This is a genomic window from Kocuria dechangensis (genome assembly GCF_014636775.1).
Taxonomy (GTDB): Bacteria; Actinomycetota; Actinomycetes; order Actinomycetales; family Micrococcaceae; genus Kocuria; species Kocuria dechangensis.
Window position 1 is genome coordinate 24,770 of record NZ_BMEQ01000015.1, and the last position, 19,081, is coordinate 43,850.

The 19,081-nt window shown below is 72.1% G+C and carries 19 protein-coding genes and 1 pseudogene; 6 read left to right on the forward strand and 14 right to left on the reverse strand.

The features are described 5' to 3' along the window. Window positions 1-31: 31 nt before the first annotated feature. Together IEW07_RS21870 and IEW07_RS13295 are read right to left on the reverse strand one after the other, a co-directional pair. Window positions 32-865 (reverse strand): annotated as a pseudogene (locus IEW07_RS21870) (spherulation-specific family 4 protein); the annotation flags it as partial. A gap of 90 nt (window positions 866-955) precedes the next feature. After that, the gene (locus tag IEW07_RS13295) at window positions 956-1,843 is read right to left on the reverse strand and encodes a LysR family transcriptional regulator ArgP (RefSeq protein ID WP_188538003.1); all 888 of its coding nucleotides are present in this window, start codon (window positions 1,841-1,843) and stop codon (window positions 956-958) included. Between the two features lie 70 nt (window positions 1,844-1,913). Here IEW07_RS13295 and IEW07_RS13300 point away from each other — a divergent pair, with 70 nt between their 5' ends. After that, on the forward strand, window positions 1,914-2,510 hold the full coding sequence (locus IEW07_RS13300; protein ID WP_188538004.1) for a LysE/ArgO family amino acid transporter: 597 nt from the start codon (window positions 1,914-1,916) through the stop codon (window positions 2,508-2,510). A 134-nt stretch (window positions 2,511-2,644) separates the two neighbouring features. Here IEW07_RS13300 and IEW07_RS13305 read toward each other — a convergent pair whose 3' ends face one another. The 4 genes from IEW07_RS13305 to IEW07_RS13320 form a co-directional block, all read right to left on the reverse strand. After that, a complete protein-coding gene (locus tag IEW07_RS13305; protein ID WP_188538006.1) occupies window positions 2,645-3,154 on the reverse strand; it encodes a hypothetical protein in 510 nt (169 codons plus the stop codon). A 337-nt stretch (window positions 3,155-3,491) separates the two neighbouring features. After that, window positions 3,492-4,655 (reverse strand): alpha/beta hydrolase, encoded by a 1,164-nt coding sequence (locus IEW07_RS13310; RefSeq protein ID WP_188538008.1) that lies wholly within the window; start codon window positions 4,653-4,655, stop codon window positions 3,492-3,494. Next, window positions 4,652-5,179, reverse strand: a complete 528-nt coding sequence (locus tag IEW07_RS13315) for a VOC family protein (RefSeq protein WP_188538010.1) — start codon at window positions 5,177-5,179, stop codon at window positions 4,652-4,654. The genes IEW07_RS13310 and IEW07_RS13315 overlap by 4 nt, the downstream gene beginning before the upstream one ends. Before the next feature lie 133 nt (window positions 5,180-5,312). Beyond that, the gene (locus IEW07_RS13320) at window positions 5,313-5,888 is read right to left on the reverse strand and encodes an NADPH-dependent F420 reductase (RefSeq protein ID WP_188538012.1); all 576 of its coding nucleotides are present in this window, start codon (window positions 5,886-5,888) and stop codon (window positions 5,313-5,315) included. 150 nt (window positions 5,889-6,038) lie between these two features. On the opposite strand from IEW07_RS13320, the gene IEW07_RS13325 reads away from it, so the two are divergent. Next, complete coding sequence (locus IEW07_RS13325; protein WP_188538014.1) at window positions 6,039-6,713, forward strand: alpha/beta fold hydrolase; 675 nt, start codon at window positions 6,039-6,041, stop codon at window positions 6,711-6,713. A 46-nt stretch (window positions 6,714-6,759) separates the two neighbouring features. On the opposite strand, the gene IEW07_RS13330 is transcribed toward IEW07_RS13325, so the two are convergent. From IEW07_RS13330 to IEW07_RS13345, 4 genes are all read right to left on the reverse strand, one after another. Next, window positions 6,760-7,206, reverse strand: coding sequence for a glyoxalase (locus tag IEW07_RS13330; protein ID WP_188538016.1), 447 nt, complete (start codon window positions 7,204-7,206; stop codon window positions 6,760-6,762). Between the two features lie 19 nt (window positions 7,207-7,225). Further along, window positions 7,226-8,434 carry a glycerate kinase gene (locus IEW07_RS13335; RefSeq protein ID WP_229741842.1) on the reverse strand — a complete coding sequence of 403 codons (1,209 nt, stop codon included), beginning with the start codon at window positions 8,432-8,434 and terminating at the stop codon, window positions 7,226-7,228. 74 nt (window positions 8,435-8,508) lie between these two features. Continuing rightward, window positions 8,509-9,606, reverse strand: coding sequence for a tartrate dehydrogenase (locus IEW07_RS13340; protein ID WP_188538018.1), 1,098 nt, complete (start codon window positions 9,604-9,606; stop codon window positions 8,509-8,511). A 127-nt stretch (window positions 9,607-9,733) separates the two neighbouring features. Next, complete coding sequence (locus IEW07_RS13345; RefSeq protein ID WP_188538020.1) at window positions 9,734-10,636, reverse strand: LysR family transcriptional regulator; 903 nt, start codon at window positions 10,634-10,636, stop codon at window positions 9,734-9,736. Window positions 10,637-10,769: 133 nt separating this feature from the next. Between IEW07_RS13345 and IEW07_RS13350 the strand changes: the two genes are divergently transcribed. Further along, window positions 10,770-12,398, forward strand: coding sequence for an SLC13 family permease (locus tag IEW07_RS13350; RefSeq protein WP_229741843.1), 1,629 nt, complete (start codon window positions 10,770-10,772; stop codon window positions 12,396-12,398). 295 nt (window positions 12,399-12,693) lie between these two features. On the opposite strand, the gene IEW07_RS13355 is transcribed toward IEW07_RS13350, so the two are convergent. Further along, entirely contained in the window at window positions 12,694-13,146 is a 453-nt protein-coding gene (locus IEW07_RS13355) for an Lrp/AsnC family transcriptional regulator (RefSeq protein ID WP_188538022.1), read from the reverse strand. Between the two features lie 132 nt (window positions 13,147-13,278). On the opposite strand from IEW07_RS13355, the gene IEW07_RS13360 reads away from it, so the two are divergent. Further along, window positions 13,279-13,896: a LysE family translocator gene (locus IEW07_RS13360; protein ID WP_188538024.1), complete on the forward strand. Its 618-nt coding sequence runs from the start codon at window positions 13,279-13,281 to the stop codon at window positions 13,894-13,896. A 159-nt stretch (window positions 13,897-14,055) separates the two neighbouring features. Here the strand turns inward: IEW07_RS13360 and IEW07_RS13365 are convergent, their stop codons facing one another. Beyond that, complete coding sequence (locus tag IEW07_RS13365) at window positions 14,056-14,430, reverse strand: hypothetical protein (RefSeq protein WP_188538026.1); 375 nt, start codon at window positions 14,428-14,430, stop codon at window positions 14,056-14,058. 219 nt (window positions 14,431-14,649) lie between these two features. Between IEW07_RS13365 and IEW07_RS13370 the strand changes: the two genes are divergently transcribed. Beyond that, complete coding sequence (locus IEW07_RS13370; RefSeq protein ID WP_188538027.1) at window positions 14,650-16,095, forward strand: hemolysin family protein; 1,446 nt, start codon at window positions 14,650-14,652, stop codon at window positions 16,093-16,095. Continuing rightward, on the forward strand, window positions 16,095-17,141 hold the full coding sequence (locus IEW07_RS13375) for a hemolysin family protein (protein WP_188538029.1): 1,047 nt from the start codon (window positions 16,095-16,097) through the stop codon (window positions 17,139-17,141). Before IEW07_RS13370 ends, IEW07_RS13375 begins: the two co-directional genes overlap by 1 nt. 118 nt (window positions 17,142-17,259) lie before the next feature. On the opposite strand, the gene IEW07_RS13380 is transcribed toward IEW07_RS13375, so the two are convergent. Next, window positions 17,260-18,150 (reverse strand): carbohydrate ABC transporter permease, encoded by an 891-nt coding sequence (locus IEW07_RS13380; RefSeq protein WP_188538031.1) that lies wholly within the window; start codon window positions 18,148-18,150, stop codon window positions 17,260-17,262. Window positions 18,151-18,154: 4 nt separating this feature from the next. Then, entirely contained in the window at window positions 18,155-19,081 is a 927-nt protein-coding gene (locus IEW07_RS13385) for a carbohydrate ABC transporter permease (protein WP_188538033.1), read from the reverse strand.

Below are 19,081 nucleotides of genomic sequence, written 5' to 3' on the forward strand. Positions count from 1 at the left end.
CCCAGGCCCCCGGGTCGGTGCCCCAGTAGCCCGGCAGGGTGTCCCAGGGGTTGGCCATGACGTCGTCGGTGAGGAAGACGTGTCCGGCGTTGCGCTGGGCGGAGAGGTGGGCCGTGCGGTCGCGCTGGGCGCTGCTGGTCGTGTGGACCAGGTGGGCGATCTCGCCGGACGGCGCCTGGAGGGTCCAGGACGGGGCGACCCACGTGTCGTACACCGCGGCGGTGTTCTCGAAGACGACGACGACGTCCGTGACCGCCAGCTGCCAGTTGCTCGACGCCGCGGCGCCGGGGTTGCCGACCACCGTGTGGCCGGCGTTCTGGGCCTTGATGTGGTCGTGGAGCTGGCGGTAGTAGTCGCGGTCGGCGGCGTCGTTGGACATCTCGTCCAGGAAGATGCCCTGGACGGCGTAGAAGCGGTAGAACCGGTCGATGTCGGCCTTCACCTCGCTCAGCGGGCGGTCGGCGTAGCCGGTGTGGACGTACCCGACGAGCTTCTGGCCGGCGGCGCGGCAGTCGTCGATCACCCGGGCGTAGTCGCTGTCGTAGTCCGCTCCGGGGCCGTTGTGGGGGTTGACGATCACCGTGGAGCTCTTGGCGGTGCTGCACATCGTCGGCCACAGGTCGTCGGCGGGCTCGGGGTAGAAGTAGGCCGGGATCAGCTGGTGCTGCGCGCCGGTGGTGGTGGCCGCGCCGGCGCCGGTGACCGCCAGGGGGGCGAGCAGCCCGGCGGCCAGGGCGCCGGCCGCCAGGCGGCGGGCACGGGGGGAGGAGGGGGTGCGAGACATGCGAGGGCTCCGGGGATCAGGGGGAGGAGCGGACGCCCGGCTCGGGGGACCGGGATGCTCATGCAGTTCGCGACTGCACATTCGCAGTCTAGGCGGCTCCCGGTCGCCTCCGCAGGCTTTCGGAAATGTTGCGGGCGCCCGGCACGAGGGCCCCGACGGCGGTGCGGCCGGTCACCCGTCCTGCCCGGCGGAGCGCAGCCGGTCTCGGGCGGCCCTGCGGACGGCTGCGGTGATGCGGTTCAGCCGCTCGGACTCCAGGGTCCAGGTCTGCCAGTGGAGGGCGACGTCGTGGTGCGCGTGCTGCTCGAGCAGGACCAGGGAGCCGTCGGCGAGATCGGTTCCCAGCTGGAGCTCCGGGATCATGCCCCATCCCAGGCCGGCCCTCAGGGCCGCGAGGAACCCCTCGGAGGACGGGACGGTGTGCCGGGGCGGGGACGCCGGGACACCGCGGGCCCGGAGGGTCCGGTGCTGCAGGTCGTCCTTGGCGTTGAACTGCAGCACGGGCATGCCCGCCCAGTCGATGCCGTCGTCGTCGGCGAAGCGGCGGTGCAGCGCGGGGGTGGCCACGGGGACGTAGCGCATGAAGCCCAGCCGCTCGGCCCGGCACCCGTTGACCGGGGTGGGGTCGGCGGTGACGGCCCCGATGACGTCCCCCTGGCGCAGGAGCCGGCTGCTGTGGTCCTGGTCCTCCACGTGCAGGTCGAGGGCGGTGTCCGCCCATCCGGCGGCCTCGCTCAGGACGGGCACGAACCAGGTGGCCAGGGAGTCGGCGTTGACGGCCACCGGGGTCACTGCCCGGGAGGAGACGCCGTCGCCGAGGGCGCGCCGGGTCTCCGCCTCGAGGACCTGCACCTGACGGGCCGTGCGCAGCAGGACGGCCCCGGCGTCGGTGGGGGTGCACGGCACGCCCCGGCGCACCACCACCTGGCCCACGGAGGTCTCCAGGGCCTTGATGCGCTGGCTGACCGCGGAGGGGCTGATCCCCAGCAGGTCCGCGGCGGCCTCGAAGGTGCCCTCGTCGATGATCGCGCTCAGTGCGCGCAGGTGATCGAAGTGCATGAAGCAATTCTAATGGAACTGCTGTTTCTTTCATTTGTCTGCACCTGCCGCGATGGCTACCGTCAGTGCCATGTGGAGCACCTTGGGGACCGGGATGATGACCGGCCTGGCCTTGATCATCGCCATCGGCGCGCAGAACGCCTTCGTGCTGCGGCAGGGCATCCGCCGCGAGCACGTCGGGGTGGTGGTAACCCTGTGCATGGCCGGCGACGCCGTGCTGATCCTCGGCGGCACCGCCGGGATCGGGGCGCTCGTCTCGCGCTTCCCCGAGGTCCTGGACGTGCTGCGGTGGGGTGGGGCCGCCTACCTGGCGTGGTGGGCGCTGCGGTCCTTCGCCTCCGCGGCGAATCCCGCCTCCCTGACGGAGGAGGCCCCGCGGTCGCGGGGCTCGGTGATCGCCACCACCCTGGCGCTGACCTATCTGAACCCGCACGTCTATCTCGACACCGTGGTCCTGCTGGGCGGCCTCGCCAACCAGCACGGTCCCGATGCCCGGTGGATCTTCGCGTCCGGGGCCGTGGCCGGCAGTGTGGTGTGGTTCTCCGCTCTCGGCTACGGCGCCCGCGCGCTGTCCGGGGTGCTCAGCAGCCCGCGCACCTGGCGGGTGGTTGACCTGGTGATCGGCGTCGTGATGCTCGCCCTGGCGGTGAACCTGGTCCGGGGCTGATCCGGCGGAGCCGGATGCTGGGGGACCGGACCCCTGGATGCCGCCCGTCGTTCACCTGCGCCGGCCGGGTCGGACCGAGGTCGACGCCTCCAGCATGACGGTAGCCGCTCGCCGGAACGCAGCCCCCGGGCGGCTCACCCAGGAGGCGGGGCGTCCTGCCCGGGCTGACGGTCCTCGGCGGGCGGGGAGCCCGGGTCGGCGGTAGGACGGGTGAGGCGGGGGCAGGAGGTGAGCCCGGGGCACGTGAGGCAGCTGACCACCTCGGTGCGGAGCCGGTCCAGGTCCACGGCGTCGCCTTCGTGCAGGCCGTGGTCCCGCACCCAGGCCCGGGCTGCGTGCCACACGTCGTCACAGCCGTACTCGGTGTCGGGGCGGGCGGCTCCGAGGCGGGTCTGGACCGGGTGGGCGGGGTGGTCCCCGGCGAGGGAGATCACGGCGACCGGGCTGGAGCCCATGCCCACCTCCCCGCGGACGGAGACGATGGTCCGCCCGTGGAGGACGTCCCCGGGGTGCAGGTCCCACGCCCGGGGCACGCTGGTGCAGTCGGTGGCGGTGGGCGGGTCGGTGAAGCGCTCCGGTGCTGGGGGCACGGACTCCACGGTGACGTCCGGCCGGTCGTGGCGCGCATCCGGTTCCGGGTTCATCACAGGCCTCCTTCACCAGCGGCCACTTCACCGGCCGCGGTCACTCCGCAGCGGCCGTCCCGGCGGTGGGTGGGGCGGGCTGACAGAACGAGGTGTCCCGAGGCGTGGCCGGCACCCCGGGGACACCGTGGTCTACTGAGCATCTCAGAGTGCGTGATCGCAGGGAACCACGGGTACTTGCGCCGCAGGGGTGCCGCCACCCGGGGGAGCGGCTTCGGCGCCGGGCCTGTGGTGACAGGGCGGTCACGCACCCGGTGCCGAAGACTCTTCCATCATCACCGTCGCCGTGGCCCGACCCGGTCGTCCGCCGTTCCGGGCGGGTGGGGTCCGAGACCGGTCAGGCGGGGACCCCGGTGGCGTGGGCGTGGGCGGTGGCCACGATCCCGGCGACGATCTCCAGCTCGGCCTCGTCGCGGGGTCCGTAGACCATCACCATGCCCGCGGTCAGGCGCACCCCGGCCAGGGGGTGGGCCTGGACCCAGCCGGCGGCGATCGCCTCGGCGGCCAGTGCTGCGGGCAGGGCCACGTGCAGGGACCCGTCGTGGCCGGGGTGGAGGTGGGCGAACTCCCCGACCGGGGGCACGAGGAAGGCATCCAGCGGACCGCGGGCGGTGGGGCCCAGCATCAGCCCGTGGGCTCCGGGCACGGAGATCGCCGACTGCTGGACCGTCACCCCGGGCAGGGCGGTCAGCCGGGCCAGCAGCTGCTCCTGGAGGGCGGGCGGGGCGGTGTCGGTGAGCTGTTCCTGCGGGATGGTCCACGACACCGTCGGCCGGTCTCCGGCCCGGGCGGCCAGGACGCCGCCGGGCAGCCCGGACCAGGAGCCGTCGCCGTGACCGGCCGGGGCCAGGGGGCCGCGGCGGGCCAGGAACGCCAGCCGCTCCTGGATCCAGCCGCCGAGCTCGGCCAGGGTGCGGGCGGTGATGCCGTGCCCGCCGGGGTCGCGCCTCGCGTAGGCCGGGGCGCCGGAGTCCCCCAGCAGGTAGGACCAGGTCCGGTCCAGCAGCTGGCGCGGGATGACGGTGTCCGTCTCGCCCTGGGCGACGAACACCGGGGTCCCGGCCAGCCGAGCGGGTTCGACGGGGATCCCGGCGTCGAAGGGCAGGGTGCCGTAGAGGATTCCCGCCCCGGCGAACCGGGAGGGTTCGGCCAGCAGCAGCGCCCCGGCGAAGGCGGCCCCGCCGCTGAAGCCGATCAGCACCACAGGCCGCCCGGCCGGGGCCACGCCGTCGAGCCAGGTGCGGAACCAGGCGGTGGTGGCGGCCAGGGACTCGGCCACGGGCCGGCCGATGCCGCGGTTGGCGAACCAGGCGTAGCCGCCGCCTTCGGCGATCGGGGCGCGCACCGCCGCGTAGGCCGGCCCGGCGGGCAGGTGGGAGGTCAGGGTGAGGATCTCGCGTTCGTGCGAGCCGCGCCCGTGCAGCAGCACCACCAGGGGGGCGTGCGGGTCGGTGGAGCCGGCGGTGGCCACCACCGGGGTGGGGAAGGCGGCGGCGCTCATGCCTGCCCCTCCCGTCGCGCGGTGTCCTGGACGAGGGCGCCGGCGGTGCGGACCCCGGACCAGCGGCCCAGCTCGGCCTCCAGGTCCAGGGCCTCGACCGGGGCCTCGTGCTCCCACGAGCCCCAGTCGGTGCGCGGCAGCATCCACATGATCTCGAACTCGTTGCCGTCCGGATCCACCCCGTAGACGCTCTTGGTCGCGCCGTGGCTGGACTCCCCGATGTAGGCCCCGACCGCCACGAGCTGATCGCGCGCGGCGGCGAGTTCCTCGATCGTGTCGACCTGCCAGGCCAGGTGGTAGAGCCCGATGCCGCCGCGACGGCGGGGCGGGGCACCGGGCCCGACCCCGAACAGGCCCAGGTCGTGGTGGTTGCCCGAGCGCGGCAGGCGCAGGAACGCCGCCTTCGCGCCCGCTTCGCGGGCGGCGACGGCCATCCCGAACACCTCGGTGTAGAAGTCCACGGCGCGGTCGAGGTCGGCGACGAAGAGCACGGCGTGGTTGAGCCGGACCGGATCGATGGCCATGAGGGTCCTCCAGGAGTATGGGGCCAGATGCTGGCCAGGGCATGAGGGGGCGGATGGAACCCCGCGATCGGGGAGGGGCGACCGGTGAGGACGGCGGAGCCAGGTCCTCACCGGCGGCGTGACTGTGGTGCGGTCAGGAGATGACGGCGAAGCCGGCGGTCCAGGAGATCTTCTCGGCGGCGGCCAGGGTGATCTGCAGGAAGCCCATCGCCTCCAGCTCCCGGGCCCGGGCGAGCGCGCCGGCGTCGATGGCGCGCAGCCCCGAGGCGCCGACCGCCTCGGCGAGGGCGGACTTGGCCCCGGCGTCGTCCCCGGCGATCAGCACGGTCGTGGGCAGGTCCCCCACGGTGCCCGAGGCCAGGGTGGCGGCGAAGGTGGTGTTGAAGGCCTTGACCACCCGGGAGTCCGGCAGGGCCGCGGCGAGCTCGGCGGTCGCGGAGCTGTCGGCCGGGACGGTGAGGGAGTCGAAGGTCTCGAAGTTCACCGGGTTGGTGATGTCCACGACGATCCTGCCCGCCAGCTGCTGCCCGCGGGTGGCGGCGATCTCGGCCAGGGCCGGGTAGGGCACCGCCAGGACGACGATCTCGCCGGTGACGGGGCGGCCGGCCTCGGCATGGCCGAGGAGCTCGACGGTGTGGCCGCCCTTGGCGAGAGCGGTGGAGATGGCCTGCCCCATGCTGCCGGTGCCGATGATGCTGATCTGTGCCACGGGATCCTCCTGGAGAATTTAGTTGACGCTGCAAGTAAAAAGCTACCATTAGGAACTTGAAGCGTCAAGTACCTTGCGGAGGTGCGGACATCTTGGGCCGAACGAGCCGGAAAGGAGCCCTATGGCGCCCCCGGCCGTAGCATCGGCGTCATGACCTCGACCCCGGTGCTCTTCCTCAGCGGTGCAGGACTTCCGGCCTGGATCTGGGACGGCGTGCGCGCCTTCCTCGCAGGGGAGTCGGCCGTGGCCCCGCGGCCGTCGGCGCCGGACGCTTCGCTCGACGAGTATGCGCGGGCCGCCCTGGAGGCCGCGCCCGGCGAGCGCTTCGTGGTCGTCGCGCACTCCTCCGGCGGGGTCGTGGCGGCGCGGCTGCTGGGGCTCGCCCCCGAACGGGTGCGGGGGCTCGTCGCGCTGGCGGCGGTGCTGCCGCGCCCGGGGGAGTCCTTCGTGCGGGCGATGCCCCTTCCCCGACGGCTCGTGCTCAGCGCGCTGATGCGGGTCGCGGGCACCCGGCCGCCGGAGTCCTCCGTCCGGGGGTCGCTGGCCGGCGGTCTGCCGCCCGAGGTGCAGGACGGGCTCGTCGCCGATCTCGTCCCGGAGTCCCAGCGGTACTTCCGGGACCGGGTGGCCCCGTGGACGGCTCCGGCGGACAGCCTCTACGTCCCCACGGAGCGGGACGAGGAGCTTCCCCTCCCGCTGCAGCGCCGGTTCGCCGTGCTGCTCACCGGGACCGCGAGCCCCCTGCCCACCGGTCACCTGCCGATGCTGGAGGACCCGGGCGCCGTCGTGGCCGCCATCGGTACGCTCCCCACCGGACGGCAGTAGCCCTCCTCCCGGCACCGTTCGCCGGACCCGGGGCCCGGGCCCCGCGCTACGACGGGGCGCCGGGACCGGCCGGGGCGGCGTCGTCGTGCATCCAGGGGGTGTAGGCGATGGCCGTGAGCAGCCCCTCGGGGCTCAGCACGCGCGCGGTCGTCTGCCCCCAGGGCTCCTCGCCGGCGTCCTTGAGGACCCGGTGCCCGGCGCGGCGCAGCTCCTCGGCCGCCGCCGCGACCGCTGCCGGGCCGGCGACGTCGAACTCGATCCACGCCTGCGGCACCGGCAGGTCGTCCGGCCATCGCCGGGTGCCGAACGTGGACTCTGCGGCCTGCTCGAGGGGCCAGACGGCGAACGCCCTGACCCCGGCGAGCTGCTCGGTGTGGAAGTACCCGGGCTTGGGCTGGTCCAGGTGGATCCCGAGGGCCCCCGACCAGAAGGCCATCGAGTCGGCGCTCGAGGCGGTGATGGGGCCGAACCCTGACACGAAGGAGATCTCCATCTCTCCATCATCCTCTCCGTCATCGCCCGGATGCTGACGCGGTGCCGGACGATGTCAGCTCCGGGGACCCTGCGATCCGCCGACCGATCTCGCGCAGCAGGGCGGCGGAGAGCCCGGGATCCGCGGCGCTGTCGGCCTCGGTCATGGCGCTGAGGGCCCAGACCCTGTCGATGCCGTGGTCCGTGAGGCGGTCGGTGGGCAGGGCGTTGTGCCCCACGACGGCGACGACCGGCACCGGGGCGGCGCGGCGGGCCACGGCCAGGGGCAGCTTCCCGGAAAGGGTCTGGGTGTCCAGCTTCCCCTCGCCGGTGATCACCAGGTCGCAGCCGGCCACCTGCCGGTCGAAGCCGAGCAGGTCCAGGAAGAAGTCCGCTCCCGAGACCGTCCGCGCGCCCAGCAGCATCGCGGCCCAGCCGAGGCCGCCGGCGGCACCGGCCCCGGGGGCACCGGCGGCCTCGGCGGCCGGCCGGCCGGCCTCCTCCAGGCGCCGGACCACGCACCCCAGCCCGGCCTCCAGCAGCTCGACGTCCTCCGGACCGGCGCCCTTCTGGGGGCCGTAGACGGCGGCGGCACCGTCGGGTCCCAGCAGCGGGTTCTGCACGTCGTTGGCCGCCACCAGCTCCACGCCGTCCAGGCCGACGAGGCCGGTGAGATCGACGTCGGCGATCTCCCGCAGGGTGCCGCCGGTGGGCACGAAGGGGTGGCCGAGGGCGTCGCGGAAGACCACGCCCAGGGCGCTGAGCATCCCGGCGCCGCCGTCGGTGGTCGCGCTGCCGCCCAGGGCCAGGACGATCCGGGCCGGGCGGCGGTCCAGCACGGCCCGGACGGCCTGGCCGACGCCGACGCTGCTGCTGGTGAGGGGAGCCGGCCGTCCCGGGGGCAGCATCTGCAGGCTGGCGGTGGTGGCCACCTCCACCACCGCCGTGGTGCCGTCGAAGGCCACCGTGGTCGTGGTGCGGTGACCGGTGGGGCCGGTGACCGGGACGGTCAGCGACTGGAACCCGGCGCCCCGGGCGGCCTCGACGCTGCCGTCCCCGCCGTCGGCCAGGGGCAGGGTCCGCACCTCGAGGCCCGGATTCTCCTGGCGGAGACCGGCGGCCAGGGACGCGGCGACCTGGGAGGCGGTGAGGGAGCCCTTGAACTTGTCCGGGGCCACGAGGACCCGGATCGCGTTCACCGGGAGCTCGTGTCCGCCGGGCGGGGGAGCAGCGGCCGTGGTGTGGTCCATGGTGGTCGTCCTCGGTGTCGAGCGGTGCGGCCCCGCGGTGGTGCGCCGGGGCCCCGGACGGGTGGCGGTGCGCCTCAGGCGGAGGTCAGCGACGTGGCCAGGGCCTCGACGATGGCCTCGGTGATCTCTGCGGTGCCGGCGGTCCCGCCGATGTCGCGGGTGAGGTGCCCGGCGGCGGTGGTGACCTCGATGGCGGCCTCGACGCGCCGGGCCTCCTCGTGCAGGCCGAAGTGGTCGAGCATCAGGGCCGCGCTGGCGATGGCGCCGATGGGGTTGGAGATGCCCTTGCCGGCGATGTCGGGGGCGGAGCCGTGGACGGGCTCGAACATGGACGGGAACCGGCGCTCGGGGTTGAGGTTGGCGCTCGCCGCGAGCCCGAGGCTGCCGGCCAGGGCGGAGCCGAGGTCGGAGAGGATGTCGGCGTTGAGGTTGGAGGCCACCACCACCGAGAGGTCCTCCGGGTGCAGGACGAACTTCGCGCTCATCGCGTCCACCAGCACGGACTCGGTGGCCACGTCCGGGTGGTCGGCCGCGACGCGGGCGAAGACCTCGTCCCACAGGACCATGCCGTACTGCTGGGCGTTGGACTTGGTGACGCTGGAGACCTTCTGGACCTTTCGGGTGCGGGCGAGGTCGAAGGCGAAGCGGATGATGCGCTCGCAGCCCTTCTCGGTGAACAGGGAGGACTGGATGGCGACCTCGTTGCCGGGACCGCGGCCGGAGAGATTGCGCCCGCCGAGACCGGCGTACTCGCCCTCGCTGTTCTCCCGCACCACGACCCAGTCCAGCTCGGTGTCGTCGGCCTTGCGCAGGGGGGACTGCACGCCGGGGAGGAACTTCACCGGGCGGATGTTGGCCCACTGGTCGAAGTTCTGGGTGATGTTCAGCCGCAGCCCCCACAGGCTGACGTGGTCGGGGACGTTCTCCCAGCCGACGGCGCCGAAGTAGATGGCGTCGAAGGCCTTGAGGGTCTCCAGGCCGTCCGGGTCCATCATGACCCCGTGCTGGGCGTAGTACTCGGAGCCCCAGGGGAACTCGGTCCAGTCGAAGGAGAACTTCCCGCCCGACTGCTCGGCCAGCGCGTCCAGCACTGTGCGGCCGGCGGCGACGACCTCCTTGCCCACGCCGTCGGCGGGGATCGAGGCGATCGTGAAAACCTGGTGCTCACCCATGGTGGTGCTCTCCTTCTCGAGTGCTCTTGCGCGTTGTCCGCATCACGGCGCGGCGTCAGGTTCCAGTAGACCGCCGCCGCCTCGACAGGGTCCAAGACCGGATTTCCATCCGGCAGATAGGGGTGCCCTATGAAGGGCGACGGCGGTCCGCCGTGTGCCGGGCGGCGACCTCCAGGAAGGCCTGGGCGGCGGGGGTCAGGTCCGCGGGCCGGCTCAGCACCGCCACGTGCAGCACCGTGGTCGGCTCGATCCCCAGCACGCGCAGCCCCATCTGCCGGGCCAGGGGGGTCCACGACGACGGCATGACCGCGTGCCCGACCCCGGCCAGGACCAGGGGCAGGACCGACGTGCGGTGGGCGACCTCCGCGGCGATCTCCACCTGCACACCGCCGGCGAGGGCGTCGTCAACCAGCCAGCGCATGAGCGACCCGCGCTGCGAGGCCACGACCCGGTGCCCCTCCAGGTCCTCCCGGCGGATGGCCTCGCCGTCGCCGAAGGAGTCGCACTGCGGGCTGACGATCAGCACCAGGGGCTGCTGCTCCAGGTGCGTCACGTCGACCTCGGCCGAGCGGAAGGGGCGGTCGGAGCCCAGGATCCCGATCTCGGCGCCGCCGGTGCGCACCGCGTCGGCCACCTCCTCCGGAGTGAACGCCGCGTCGACGCTCACCGTGACCGACGGGTGGGTCTTCGCATAGGCGGCGATCATCGACGTCAGCGGCTCGATCCCCGGCGAGGGCATGGCCACCACGTCCAGCCGGCCGCTGCGCACGCCCTTCAGGTCGTCGATGGCGGCCCGGGCGGCGTCGAGGTCCCGGACGACGACCCGCGCCGGGCCCACCAGCTCCTGGCCGGCCTCGCTGAGCACCACCCGCCGCCCGATCCGGTGGAACAGCGAGACCCCCAGCTCCCGCTCGAGCCCCTTGATGGTCTGCGACAGCGACGGCTGCGCGATGAGCAGGTGCTCGGCGGCGCGGGTGAACCCGCCGTGGTCCACCACGGCCAGGAAGTACTTCAGGTGTCGGACGTCCACGGCGGCCTTCCCGTTCCGGTGGTCGCCCGAAACCCATTGATTCCTCCTATCGGAGTAGTAGACAACGGGCCTTGGACGTGATGCAAGTCACGGGCGCATGGTGATTCCATCCCGACGAGGAAGGACCAGGACCGTGCAAACCCAGCAACCCGTCTCCACCGGCCCCGACAGCGCTCCAGGGCGCACCGACGTGCGTGCCGCCCTGCTGGGCGGCAAGACCTTCCGGAGCCTCAGCGAGCAGACGCTCTCCCCGAAGGAGGAGAAGTTCGAACGCGCTCGCCAGACGACCGGCCTGTTCCTCGCCCCGGCGGTGGCGATCGTCTTCGCCCTCCTGCCGCTGAACCTCGACCGCACCCAGCACCTGCTGGCCGCCGTGCTGCTGGGGGTGATCATCCTCTGGATCTGCGAGCCCGTGCCCATCCCGGTCGGTGGCCTCATGGGCGTGGCGGCGGTGGTGATCCTGGGGGTGGCCCCGGCCGGGGACGTGCTGGCCCCGTTCGGGTCGACCACGATCTTCACCTTCATCGGGGCGTTCATCCTGGCCCAGGCCATGCTCAAGCACGGCATCGCCCAGCGGCTGGCCCTGGCCGTGCTCTCACTGCCCGGGGTGGGGCGATCGACGTACCGGGTGATCATCGCCTTCGGCGTGATCACCTCCATCCTCTCGGCGTTCGTCTCCAACACCGCCACGGTGGCGATGCTCATGCCGACCGCCCTGGGGATCCTGGCGGTGATCGCCGAGATGATGCAGGACCGCGGCGTGGTCAAGGCGGACTTCGACCCCCTGCGGCTGCGCGTCGGGGCGGCGCTGCTGCTCATGCTCGCCTACGGCGCCAGCGTGGGCGGCCTGCTCACCCCCGTGGGCTCCCCGCCGAACCTGATCGGCCGCGGGCTCATCGAGGAGGCCACCGGCACCCGGATCTCCTTCGCCCAGTGGATGGCCATCGCCTTCCCGGTCTGCCTGGCCATGTTCGTGGTGCTGGCCGTGATCATGTTCCTGCTCAACAAGCCCGAGATCCGCCGGATCGAGGGCGTGGAGGAGTACATCCGCGAGCACCGCGAGGCCCAGGGGAAGATGGGCCGGGCGGAGAAGAACACCCTGGTCGCCTTCGGCGTCACCGTGACCCTGTGGCTGCTGCCGGCCTTCGCGAGCCTCTTCGGCGGCACGGAGTCGGCCGCCTACATCTTCCTCGACGACCGCCTCGACGAGGGCATCGTCGCCGTGCTCGGCGCCTCGCTGCTGTTCCTCCTCCCCACCGACTGGAAGAAGCGCGAGGCGACCCTGACCTGGTCGGACGCGGCCAAGATCGACTGGGGCACGATCATCCTGTTCGGCACCGGCATCATCTTCGGCTCCCTGCTGGCCGACACCGGCCTGGCCGAGACCATCGGCACCGGCGCGTCGGAGAACCTCAACATCACCAACGTCGTGACGATCACCGTCTTCTCCGCGGTGCTGGCCGTCGTGATCTCGGAGACCACCTCCAACACCGCCTCGGCGGCGGTGATCGTGCCGATCGTCATCCCGCTGTGCCAGGCCATGGGTGTGGATCCGTTCGTTCCCGCCATGGCCGCGACCTTCGCCGCCTCGTTCGGGTTCATGCTGCCGGTCTCCACGCCGCAGAACGCCATCGTCTACGGCACCGGGGCCGTGCCCATCACCCGCATGATCCGCACCGGCATCTTCTTCGACGTCCTCGGGGTGCTCCTGATCGTCACCATCGTCCCGGTGATGATCGCCGTCGTGGGGATCGGGGGCTGATGCTCCCGGACCGTTCCTGAGAGCCGGTCCCCGCGCGTCCGGCCCGGACAGGCACTGCACGTCGTCGGGGCCCCCGCCGTGGTGGGGGCCCCGACGACGTCCCGGCCCCGACGGCGTCCCGGGGCCGGCCCGGTCCAGGCCCAGGCCACAGCGGCCAGGATGGCGGGCCGGCCTGGTGACCGTGCTGGCGGACTGGGGGGAGGGGGGAGGGGGGAGGGGGGGAGGGGGGAGAGATCGCATCAAGCCCCTGGTGCCGCCCTGGTACCGGAGCCGCCGAGTGGAGGTGCCCGACCGGTCACAGGGGCAGGGGGCGATCCTCCACCACGCTTTTCATCACCAGGGTGGAGCTCAGCCGCTGCACCCCCGGCAAGGTCGCCAGGTGGGTGTCGTAGAGCGTCTGGAAGGCGGGCAGATCGGCGGTGAGCACGCGCAGGAGGAAGTCGGGATCCCCGAACAGCCGCTGGGCCTGGACCACCTGGGGAATCGCGGCGACGGCGTCCTCGAAGGCCGCCACGGTGGTGCGGTCCTCCTGGCGCATGGTCACGAAGACCAAGGCCTCGAAGGTCAGCCCCAAGGCGATGGCGTTCACCTGCGCCCGGTAGGCGGTGATCACCCCGGAGGCCTCCAGGGCACGCAGCCGGCGGTGGCAGGGCGAGACGCTCAGGCCTGCCCGGCCGGCCAGCTCGGTCAGACTCAACCGCCCGTTCCGTTGCAGCTCAGCAAGAATCTTCCGATCAACACCATCCATGGCCACAATTCTTCCTCACCGCCTGCGGGTGAAGCGAGAATTTGGAACCACCTTCTGGATCGTCTTGCCTAGTCTTCCTTCCGGGATGTCGGACTCACCAGAATCCACCCTCGTGAAGGAGATGTGAGAACCATGGCCGTCGGTACCCTTGCCGCGTTCTGGGCGGTGTCCTTGCTGCTGGTGCTGGTGCCGGGAGCGGACTGGGCGTACGCCATCGCCGCCGGACTGCGGGGGCGCACCGTGGCCCCGGCCGTCGCAGGGCTGGTGGCCGGATACGTCGGGCTGACCGCCGTGGTGGTCGCTGGGGCAGCGGCGCTGGTGGCCGGCTCACCACTGGCACTGACCACGCTCATGACGGTGGGGGCGGGATACCTGATGTGGCTGGGGATCGGTGCCCTCACCCGTCCTGCACTCCCGCAGGCCGGCACTGCGGAGGGGACCGGGTCGTGGGTGCGCCAGGCGGTCACCGGCGCCGGTGTCAGCGGGCTCAACCCCAAAGCGTTGCTGCTCTTCCTGGCACTGTTGCCCCAGTTCACCGATCCCGAGGCGCCGTGGCCGTTCGCCTCCCAGATCGCGGTGCTCGGCCTGGTGCACACACTCAGCTGCGCGGTCGTCTACACGCTGGTGGGTGCTGGCGCCCGCCGGGTCCTGCGGGCCAGGCCTGCTGCCGCCCGGGCGGTGGCACGGTTCTCCGGGATGGCGATGATCGCCATGGGGGTGGGCCTGCTGGCCGAGCAACTGCTCCAGTAGACGGCTGCGACAGCCCGGCGGTGGGCGTACCAGCGGATGGGCCACCCCTACGGTCGCCGGGAGGACGGGACTCTGCCGCCAGGAGCCGGCCCGCCACCGAGCCGGAGGCCACGGACGACTGATCCCCGCCCGGTGCGATCCCGTTCCCCGGGAGCAGGATCAGGCGAGGAGGAGGGGCCCGAGGAGGCCGAGACCGGTCGTCACCGCCCCCACCCCGAGCAGGACCCGGAGGTAGCGGTAGGGGGCTGTGAGCGCCCACCGGTGCGGATGGCGGGCGTGGTAGTAGACGGTCACCTCGGAGCCGATCTCCGGAGCAGGCGACGGCGGGCGGGACCACGGCTCCTCGTGGAGGTCGCGGCGGGTGTGCCAGCGCAGGTAGTGCGTCCCGTCCCGGAGGACGTGGAGGGCCTCGGTCCGGTGCCACCGGGCGTAGAGACACCGGATGAGCAGGGCGGCCGCCAGCAGAGCCAGACCGATGTTGGTGGCTGCGGCGCTGAGCACCTCGAGCAGGGCTGCTCCACTGAGTCCGGTCACGGCTCCGAGCGTAGCGGGCCGACGCGCCGTCTCTCACGCGGTTCTCATTCTTCCCAGGAGTCTCCCGGCCGACGTTGCTAAGGTTTCTGGTTCCTGCGGTCCGGTTCCGGGCTGCCCTGTGCACGAGCGAGATACGGAGATCATGAGCGCCCTCAGCGACGCACCCTGTGACAGACCCCGGCCTTCGGGCCGTGCAGTCGGAACGAGGTGGTGGGGCTGATGGAAGTGCTCTCCATTCTCGTCGGGGTGGCGCTGATCGCCGCCTGCGGGGCCTTCGTGGCCGCCGAGTTCTCCTTGATCACCGTCAACCGCAACGAGGTCGAGGCCGCCGCCGCCACCGGCGACCGGCGATCCGGCGGGGTGCTCAGGGCCATGAAGACCCTGTCGACCCAGCTCTCCGGGGCACAGCTGGGCATCACCGTCACGAACCTGGGCATCGGCTTCCTGGCGGAGCCGGCCATCGCGGCCCTGATCGTGGGTCCGCTGACCGACGCGGGGCTGTCCTCCGTCGCGGCCCGCTCGACCTCGATCACGATCGCCCTGGTGCTGGCCACCGGGCTGACCATGATCTTCGGGGAACTGGTGCCCAAGAACCTGGCCATCGCCAAGCCCCTGGCCACGGCCCGGGCGGTGACCGGCTTCCAGCGCGGGTTCACCAAGGCCCTGGCCTGGCCGATCCGGCTCTTCAACGGCAACGCCAACCGCATCGTGCGGGCCCTCGGCGTCGAACCCCAGGAGGAGCTGGCCTCCACCCGCTCCCCGGAGGAACTGGCCGGGCTGGTCCGGCACTCCGCCGAGCAGGGCGCGCTGGCCGCGGCCACCGCCGAGCTGGTGGAGCGCTCCTTCGCCTTCGGCGACCGCCGCGCCCACGACGTCATGACGCCGCGCGGCCGGATGCAGGTGCTGAACCCCACCGACTCCGTGCACGGGCTGCTGATCCGGGCCAGGGCGTCGGGCCACTCCCGCTTCCCCGTCCTGGATTCCGGGGAGGGCAAGGTCCTGGGCCTGGTGCACGTGCGCCACGGCCTGGCCGTGCCCTACGGCGACCGGGACACCGTCACCGTCGGCGACGTCATGGGTGACGTCACCTTCGTCCCGGACACCGTGGAGCTCGACGAGCTGATGGACGTGCTGCGCGCCGGCGGCCTGCAGATGGCGGTGCTGATCGACGAGTTCGGCGACACCGCCGGGCTGGTCACCCTGGAGGACCTCGTGGAGGAGCTCGTCGGAGAGGTCCGCGACGAGCACGACCCGGTCGAGGAGCCGATCGAGACCGCGGCGGACGGGTCCTGGGACCTGTCCGCGGCCCTGCGCCCGGACGAGGCCGGCGAGTACTTGGGCGTGAAGGTCCCCGAGCACGAGGACTACGAGACGCTCGCCGGGCTCGTGACGCTGCACCTGGGCCGGCTCGCCGAGGTCGGCGACCGCGTGACGGTGGAGGCCGACCCGGTCCCGGGCGACCCCGAGGCCAGGATCACCTTCGAGGTCACAGCCATGGACGACCACCGCATCACCGCCCTGCACGCCCATCTGGACCCGACGGGCGGGTTCCCCGAGAACGGCACCGACCAGGACGACCACCCCGACCGTGACAGCGACGACCGTGACAGCGGCGACCGTGACGGCGACGACCGCCACGCTGCGACCGGAAGCGAGGTGCGGTGATGAGCGATCTGCTCGGCATCGGCCTGACCATCGTCCTGCTGGCGGCCAACGCGTTCTTCGTGGGCGCGGAGTTCGCCCTGATCTCCGCCCGCCGGACCATCATCGAGCCCAAGGCCCTGGCCGGGTCCCGGGCCGCCCGGGTGACCCTCGGGGCGATGGAGAACGTCTCCCTCATGATGGCCGGGGCGCAGCTGGGCATCACCATCTGCTCGCTGGCCCTGGGCTACATCAGCGAACCGGCCATCGCCCACCTGCTGGAGGTTCCCTTCGCCGCGATCGGGATCCCCGAGGCGTTCCAGCATCCGATAGCCTTCGCGATCGCCCTGTCCCTGGTGACCTACCTGCACGTCGTGTTCGGGGAGATGGTGCCCAAGAACATCGCCCTGGCCGGCCCGGAGCGCATGGCCATGGTCCTGGCCCCGGTCCTGGTGGGCATCGTCACGGTGCTGCGCCCGCTGCTGTGGGTGCTCAACGGCATCGCCAACGTGATCCTGCGCCTGCTGAAGGTCGAGCCCAAGGACGAGGTCACCTCCGTGTTCACCCGCGACGAGGTCGCGGCCCTGGTCGAGGAGTCCCGCCACGGCGGGCTGCTGGAGGCCAACGACGAACGACTGCTGCTCGGGGCACTGACCTTCGAGGAGCGCAGCGTGACGGGGATCGTGATCCCGCTCGAGAAGGTCACGGCCCTGCCCGCCGGGGTCACCCCGGCCCAGGCCGAGACGGTGGCCGCCGGCGGGTTCTCCCGCTTCCCCATCTTCGATGCCTTCGGTGAGCTGGCCGGGTACGTGCACATCAAGGACCTGCTCGAGATCGACGAGACCGCCCGGGACACCCCGATCGACCCGTCCCTGATCCGGGCCCTGCCCCAGATCGACGGGGCCATGCCCCTGCGAAAGGCGCTGGCCGTCATGCAGAGCTCCGGGGCCCACCTCGGCGTCGTGGTCGGCGTCGATGGCAAGGTCGAGGGCATCGTCACCCTCGAGGACATGCTCGAGGAGCTCGTCGGGCAGATCCGCGACGACAGCCGCAAGCTCAGGACCCGCTGACCCGCTGCGCCCTCGCACCGCAGCTCACGGCGGCGGACGGCACTCCGGCCCGGCCCCCTCTGAAGGGGCCGGGCCGGAGGCGTTCGGGGCGGCCCCTTCAGAAGGGGCCGCCGGGGGCCTACTTGATGGCGCCCATCGACAGACCGCGGACCAGCTGCTTCTGCGCGATCCAGCCGGCGATCACCACGGGCAGCGAGGCCAGGACGCTGGCCGCGGAGAGCCGGGCCAGGAAGAGTCCCTCACTGGTCATCGTGGACACGAGCATGACCGGCACCGTCGCGGCGTTCACGGCGGTGAGGTTCAGGGCGAAGAAGAACTCGTTCCAGGCGAAGATCACGCACAGCAGGGCGGTCGAGGCCACGCCGGGGGCGACCATGGGCAGGAGGATGGTGCGCATCGTGGTCATCAGGCTCGCCCCGTCCATCTGGGCGGCCTCGAGCACCTCCTTCGGCACCTCCTGGAAGAAGGAGCGCATCATCCACACCGCCAGCGGCAGGTTCATGGCCGTGTAGAGGAAGATCAGGGTCCACACGTTGTCGAGGACCCGCAGCCGGCCGGCCACCACGTAGATCGGCACGATCACCGCCACCACCGGCAGCATGCGCGTGGAGATGAAGAAGAACAGCACGTCCTGGGTCTTCTGGACCGGGCGGATGCTCACGGCGTAGGCCGCCGGGATGGCCAGCAGCAGCACGATCAGGGTCGAGACCAGGGTGGCGATCGCCGAGTTGAGGAAGTACCCGCCGGCGCCGGAGCCGAGGATCGCGGCGTACTGGTCGAGGGTCGGGACGAAGAAGAACTTGGGCGGGCTCGACGCCGCGTCCGCCTCCTGCTTGAACGAGCTCAGCACCATCCACAGGACGGGCATGAAGAACACGAGCGCCACGATCCACGTGAAGACGGTCAGGGCCGCGGAGCGCACGCGGCGCCCGCCCTGTCCGGCGGGGCCGGCGGACTTCGGGGTGCCGGTGGAGGTCGGCGGCGCGGTGGTGAGGGTTTCGGTGGTCATGGGATCAGTCCTCCGTGCTCATGAAGCTCTTGAAGATGAGACGCAGGGCGACGGTGGCGATCACGATGGTCGCCACGACGACGACGACGCCCATGGCCGCCGCCTGCCCGATGTCGAAGCCCAGGAAGGCCCGCTGGTAGATGTAGTAGGGCAGGTTGGCGCTCTGGGTGCCGGGACCGCCCGCGGTCATCAGGTAGATCTGGTCGAAGGTGTTCACCACGTAGATCGCGCCCAGGAGCACGGCGAGCTCGATGTAGCGGCGCAGGTGCGGGAGCGTGATGTAGAAGAACGTGTTGAGCGTGGAGGCGCCGTCCACCTGGGCCGCCTCGAGCACGTCCTTGGGCTGGCTCTGCAGCCCGGCCAGGACCAGCAGCATCATGAACGGCGTCCACTGCCACACCAGGGCCACGAGCACCGAGAGGAACGGGTACTGCGAGGTCCAGGCCACGGGCGGGATCCCCACGAGCCCGATGACCCAGTTCACCAGGCCGTAGCTGGGGTTGAACATCGAGATCGACCACAGGATGGCGCTGACCACCGGCATGATCAGGAACGGCGTGATGAGCATGGTCCGCACCACGCCCTGGCCGATGAACTTCCGGTCCAGCAGCAGGGCCAGGCCGATGCCCAGCAGCATGGCCAGCAGCACGCAGCCGAGCGTGTAGAGCACGCTGTTGACGGCGACCTGGCGGAAGGTGCGGTCCGCGAAGATCGCGATGTAGTTCTGCAGCCCCACGAAGACGTCCGAGGCCGGGTTGAGCAGGTTCCAGGACCGCATCGAGTACCAGATGGTGATCAGGAACGGGATCTGCGTGGCGATGATCGTGAAGACCAGCGCGGGCAGCAGGGGCAGGCGCCGGCGCCACGCCTCACGGCGGGCGTGCGCCTCCGTCGTCGTCGAGCGCGTGCTCGGGTTCACGGTGGTGGCCAT